The 1,969-nt window shown below is 74.7% G+C and carries 2 protein-coding genes; one reads left to right on the top strand and one right to left on the bottom strand.

The genetic code is table 11. The features are described 5' to 3' along the window. Window positions 1–105: 105 nt before the first annotated feature. Window positions 106–879, bottom strand: coding sequence for a GNAT family N-acetyltransferase (locus AB0N07_RS50495; RefSeq protein ID WP_365847675.1), 774 nt, complete (start codon window positions 877–879; stop codon window positions 106–108). Between the two features lie 92 nt (window positions 880–971). Here AB0N07_RS50495 and AB0N07_RS50490 point away from each other — a divergent pair, with 92 nt between their 5' ends. Beyond that, a complete protein-coding gene (locus tag AB0N07_RS50490; RefSeq protein WP_350748123.1) occupies window positions 972–1,901 on the top strand; it encodes a rhodanese-related sulfurtransferase in 930 nt (309 codons plus the stop codon). The last annotated feature ends 68 nt before the right edge of the window (window positions 1,902–1,969 follow it).

The raw sequence follows: 1,969 nt of genomic DNA, 5'->3' as shown, positions 1-1,969 counted from the left end.
AGTCCGGGGCGGCGTCGTCGACGGGCGGCGCGGAATCCGCCGTGCCGGGCGGCCCCCAGCCGCCCGCGGGATCCGCCCAGGGATCGTGCTCCGGGAGGTGGCCGGTCACGCCCCCATGGTGCGGGTGTGCTCGGCGGCGGGGTTGTCCTCGGCCAGGCCGCGACCCCAGATGGACACGGGGCCGAGGTCGGTCCAGGCCAGGTGGCGGTACAGCTTCTGGCCGTCCGGGGACGCGACGAGCAGGCCGCGGCTGATCTCACCCTCGCTCATGACCTCGGAGGTGAGGTAGCGCATCACGAGGGAGCCGAGGCCGCGGCGACGGTGGTTCGGGGACGTCCAGATCCGGTCGTAGACGGCGGTGCCGCCCTCCTCGGTGACCCAGCCGAGGGCGGCGAGCTCCTCCTCGCCCTCGGGCACGGTCGAGGCGCCGACGGCCAGGATGCGCAGGCGACGGCTGCCCTCCATCGGTTGGTCCACGCGGGCCTCATAGCCCTCGGGCAGCAGCGGGGGCTCCACGTCCTGCACCTCGGGGTCCATGTCCATGGTCATGAAGCGCTCCGGCTCGGCCTGGGCCTTCAGACCCATGGCCTTCGGGTCCTCGCCGGCGTCGCCGAACACTGTGAGCAGGATCTGCTCCTGGTCCCGCACCGCCTCGCGCAGGTCCTCCAGCTCCCCGCGGGAGGGGTTCACCACCACGTGCTCCCACGTGGCCGGCACGTCCACCGTGGCGCGACCGGAGCCGCCGGGGATCATGCGGGCGGGGCGAGGGGTGCGCAGGGCCGCGCGTCGCCCCGCCTCCTGGCTCGTACGGTAGCCGCGCGATCGCGACCAGGCCGCGAACCAGATGTCGACCAGTGCCGGATCCAGATGCTCAGTCATGTCTGAAGGGTAAGGCGTGTGGCCGGTGCGGGCCAGGCCCCGCCCGCCCTCACGGCCGTGGCGTCCGGGGTCGCGCACTAGCCTGGACCTTGATGAGCACCGCCCCCCTCTCGCGCATCGCGCTGTACTACCGGTTCACCCCGCTCGCCGACCCCGAGGCGGTGCGGCTGTGGCAGCGCACGCTCGCCGCGTCCCTCGGCCTGACCGGCCGGATCATCGTGTCGCCGCAGGGGATCAACGGGACCGTCGGCGGACCGGTCGACGCCGTCAAGCGCTACATGCGCGGCACGCGGGAGCATCCGGCGTTCCGGGACCTCGAAGTGAAGTGGTCGGACGGCTCGGCGGCGGACTTCCCCCGCCTCTCGGTCAAGGTCAAGCCCGAGCTCGTCGCGTTCGGGGCCCCCGAGCGCGTCACCGTGGACGCGGACGGGATCGTCGGCACGGGGGAGCGGCTCACGCCCGTCCAGGTGGACGCGCTGGTCGCCGTGCGCGCCGGCACCGCGAACCCCGTGCGCTTCCTCGACGGCCGCAACACGGTGGAGGCGGCCATCGGCCGCTTCGACGGGGCCGTGGTCCCGGACGCGCACACCACCCGCGACCTGCTCGCCGCCGTCGACTCCGGGGCCCTGGACCACCTCAAGGACGCGCCGCTGATCACCTACTGCACGGGCGGCGTGCGCTGCGAGGTCCTCTCCGCCCTGCTCAAGGACCGCGGCTTCGCCGAGGTCTACCAGCTCGACGGCGGCATCGTCCGCTACGGCGAGGCCCGCGGCGACGCCGGACTGTGGCGGGGCGAGCTGGCCGTGTTCGACCGACGCCTGTCCACCCGCTTCACCGCCGATGCCGAGACCATCGGCCGGTGCGTCACGTGCGAGGCCCCGACCTCGGCGCTGCGCAACTGCGCCGACCCGGCCTGCACCACGCTCGAGGTCCGCTGCGCGGCCTGCGCCGCCGACGACCCCGAGCACCGCTGCCCCGTCTGCGCCCACCGCCCCCACCCCGCCGAGAGGACCGAGGCATGAGTCCCGTCCCGACACCCCCGTCGCCCCCCGCCCCGCGGCTGACCCCGGCCACGGCCGCGGCCCTCGCC

Source organism: Streptomyces sp. NPDC051172 (assembly GCF_040682555.1).
In the GTDB taxonomy this organism is placed as follows: domain Bacteria; phylum Actinomycetota; class Actinomycetes; order Streptomycetales; family Streptomycetaceae; genus Streptomyces.
Note: the sequence above shows the minus strand (reverse complement) of the source record. Positions and strands in the feature narration are given on the sequence as shown.